The organism is Dietzia timorensis (genome assembly GCF_020742175.1).
Taxonomy (GTDB): domain Bacteria; phylum Actinomycetota; class Actinomycetes; order Mycobacteriales; family Mycobacteriaceae; genus Dietzia; species Dietzia timorensis_A.
The window spans coordinates 1-3,562 of record NZ_DYXM01000029.1 but is presented as its reverse complement, the minus strand read 5'-3'; the positions used below and the strand labels follow the sequence as shown (position 1 = coordinate 3,562).

3 protein-coding genes are annotated in these 3,562 nt (G+C 68.6%); 2 read left to right on the top strand and 1 reads right to left on the bottom strand.

What is annotated here, in order from left to right; all coding sequences use genetic code 11:
- Both K8V11_RS01530 and K8V11_RS01525 read left to right on the top strand, forming a co-directional pair.
- A partial coding sequence (locus tag K8V11_RS01530; RefSeq protein WP_303910449.1) for a vitamin B12 dependent-methionine synthase activation domain-containing protein occupies window positions 1-1,954 on the top strand: 1,954 nt, incomplete at its 5' end.
- Window positions 1,955-2,302: 348 nt separating this feature from the next.
- A complete protein-coding gene (locus K8V11_RS01525) occupies window positions 2,303-3,040 on the top strand; it encodes a DUF2202 domain-containing protein (protein ID WP_278827203.1) in 738 nt (245 codons plus the stop codon).
- A 106-nt stretch (window positions 3,041-3,146) separates the two neighbouring features.
- On the opposite strand, the gene K8V11_RS01520 is transcribed toward K8V11_RS01525, so the two are convergent.
- A partial coding sequence (locus tag K8V11_RS01520) for a hypothetical protein (RefSeq protein WP_303910448.1) occupies window positions 3,147-3,562 on the bottom strand: 416 nt, incomplete at its 5' end.

Genomic DNA, 3,562 nt, shown 5'->3' with positions numbered 1-3,562 from the left:
GAACCCGGCGGCGCGCCAGGTGCTCAACTCGGTGTTCCTCAACGAGTGCATCGAGGCGGGCCTGGATTCGGCGATCGCGCACAGCTCGAAGATCCTGCCCATGAACCGCATCGACGAGCGCCAGCGCGAGGTGGCACTGGACATGGTCTACGACCGTCGCCGCGGCGACGATGACCCGGAAGGCGCCTACGACCCGCTGCAGACCTTCATGGAGCTTTTCGACGGCGTGTCCGCCGCCGACGCCAAGGACGCCCGCGCCGAGAAGCTCGCGGCGATGCCGCTGTTCGACCGTTTGGCGCAGCGCATCATCGACGGCGAGCGCACCGGCATCGAGGCGGACCTCGACGAGGGCATGAAGGAGAAGGATCCACTGGCGATCGTCAACGAGGATCTGCTGCGCGGCATGCAGACCGTCGGCGAGCTGTTCGGCTCCGGCCAGATGCAGCTGCCGTTCGTGCTGCAGTCGGCGGAGACCATGAAGACGGCCGTGGCCTACCTCGAGGGCTTCATGGACGCCGAGGACTCCACCGGGTCGAAGGGCACGATGGTCATCGGCACGGTGAAGGGCGACGTACACGACATCGGCAAGAACCTGGTCGAGATCATCCTGTCGAACAACGGCTACAACGTGGTCAACATCGGCATCAAGCAGCCGATCGCGAACTTCCTGTCCGCCGCCCAGGAGGCGGAGGCCGACGTCATCGGCATGTCCGGCCTGCTGGTGAAGTCGACCGTGGTGATGAAGGACAACCTGGAGGAGCTCAACTCCTCCGGCGTCGCCGAGCGTTTCCCGGTGCTCCTCGGCGGCGCGGCGCTGACCCGCACGTACGTCGAGAACGACCTCGACGAGGTTTACCAGGGCGACGTCCACTACGCCCGCGACGCCTTCGAGGGCCTGCGGCTGATGGACGAGATCATGGCGCTCAAGCGCGGCACCGGCCCCGCCCCGGATTCCCCGGAGGCCATCGCCGCGGCGGAGGCCAAGGCCAAGCGCAAGGAACGCCACGAACGCTCCAAGCGCATCGCCGCCGAGCGCGCCGCGAAGGCCGCCGAACAGGCCGCCGACGTGCCGGAACGGTCGGACGTCGCGGAGGACGTGCCCGTCGCAAAGCCTCCGTTCTGGGGGACGCGGATCATCAAGGGCGTCGCCCTCGACGACTACCTGACCACCCTGGACGAGCGGGCGCTGTTCATGGGCCAGTGGGGCCTGCGCGGCACCCGCGGCGACGAGGGCCCGTCGTACGAGGAGCTCGTGGAGACCGAGGGCCGCCCGCGCCTGCGCGCATGGCTGCAGCGGCTGCGCGCCGAGCACATCCTGCAGCACGCCGCCGTGGTCTACGGCTACTTCCCGGCGGTGTCGGAGGGGGAGAAGGTGCACATTCTGCCCCTGCCGGCCGACGGCGAGCAGCCTGATCCGACCGCCGAGCCGGTGGTGACCTTCGAGTTCCCGCGCCAGAATCGCGGCCGGTTCCTGGCCATCCCGGACTTCATCCGCTCCCGCGAGCGGGCGATCGAGGCCGGCCAGGTCGACGTCATGCCGTTCCAGTTGGTCACCATGGGCCAGCCGATCGCGGACTTCGCCAACGAGATCTACGCCGCCAACGAGTACCGCGATTACCTCGAGGTCCACGGCATCGGCGTGCAGCTCACCGAGGCGCTGGCCGAGTTCTGGCACCAGCGCATCCGCTCGGAGCTGGCGTTTTCCGACGGCACCACCGCCGGCAGCGACGACTCCGACGACACCCGCGACTTCTTCGACCTGAAGTACCGCGGCGCCCGCTACTCCTTCGGCTACGGCTCGTGCCCCGACCTGGAGTCGCGCCGCGGCCTGGTGGAGCTGCTGCAGCCGGAGCGCATCGGCGTCGAACTGTCCGAGGAACTGCAGCTGCACCCGGAGCAGTCGACCGACGCGTTCGTGCTCTACCACCCGGAGGCGAAGTACTTCAACGTGTAACGGTGGGACGGCGCGCCGGCGCCTGATGCGCGCGGTGCGCCGCTTTCGCTTAACGACGAGGGGGCCGCGGCACCACCCCCGCGAATTCAACATTCGCGTCAACGATCCGCAACGAAAACGCCCCGAATCCACGCTGGTTCGGGGCTTTTCTGTTGCAAAACGTCGACATGAATGTTGAATTCTTCGCCCGGCCGAAAAGCAACGGCCGGGGCGGCCGGACACTTCCCGCCGGATACCCCGAGAAGGCTTACCCACCGGATACCCCGAGGCGTATTGTCGGTGCCAGGAGGCCCGCTGGTCATCGGCTTCCGGACGGCGTCGCCGCCACCGGGCCCGGAAGGGACAACCATGACCACGTCATCGCGGCCGAACCGCAACCGGGCCGCCCGGACGCTCTCCGCCGGGGCCGCCGCGCTCATCGTCGCCGCGACACTCGGTGCCTGCGCCGCCGACGGCACCACGGACGCAGAAGACCCCACCGGCACCTCTGCCACCACGGCCACCACCACGGACACCGCGACCACCAATAACAACGGGCAGCCGGGGAACGGGGCGGATGCGGGGGAGGAGGCGTCGGAAAGCGAGGCGGCGCCGGGCGACGTCGACCAGCAGACCCCCAACGACATCAGCTACTCCTTCGAGGAGGAGCGGATGGCCCGCGACCTGTACACCGCGCTCGACGAGGCGTGGGGCACACGGCAATTCGCCCAAATCGCCGAGGCCGAGCAGCGGCACATGGACGCACTGACCGGGCAGATGGACCGCCTCGGCATGATGCGTGCCGCCGTCGTGCCCGAACCGGGCGTGTACACCATCGACGAGATTCAAGCGCTTTACGACGGGTGGCTCGGCCGGGGATTGACCTCGGAACGCGAGGCCCTGGTCGTGGGCATTGAACTGGAGAAACGCGACATCGCCGACCTCGAGGACATCATCGCGCGGACGGAGGACCCGGAGCTCGTCGAGACGTACGAGTACCTGCTGTCCGGGGCGCGGAACCATCTCGAAGCGTTCCAGACCGGACTCGAGAGCCTCGACGGCCGGGGCGGCGGCCGGGGCGGCGGAGATGCGCCCGGACGGAATTAGCGGGTCGGGCGGCGGAGCGAGGCCGAGGAGGAACGGAGGTGCGCCCGGACGGAATTAGCGGGCCGGGTTAGCGGGCCGGGTTAGTGGGCCGGGTTAGTGGGCGGGACTAGAAGTCCGGGGCGACGAGAACTTCGCCGTCGAAGTGCTCCGCCCACTGTTCGCACAGCTCAACGGAGGTGCAGTCCACGGCCCAGGCGTCGCCCTTGAGGACCGCCGGCGTGTTCACGTCGTACTCCGGCTGCTCGCGCAGGGCGTCGATGGGGTCGACGTTCGACTCCTCGGAATCGAACATGCGCATCGAGGCGGTGCCGTCCTCCTGGAAACAATCGGCGAAGCTGATGATGCCGAACTCCGACTGGATCTCGGCCGTTTCCTCGCCCTCGCCCTGGGCTTCGGCGCCACCCTCATCGGCGCCCTCGCCGATGCGGTGCACCTGCTCGCACACGATGCCGGATTCCTCGACCTCGGCGAGCCACTCGTCCATGTCCTCGAATTCACCGCCGCCGGCCCCGCAGGCGGTCA

Coding starts and splice junctions, on each gene's coding strand:
- K8V11_RS01525 (WP_278827203.1), top strand. CDS start 2,303: ATGACCACGTCATCGCGGCCGAACCGCAACCGGGCCGCCCGGACGCTC.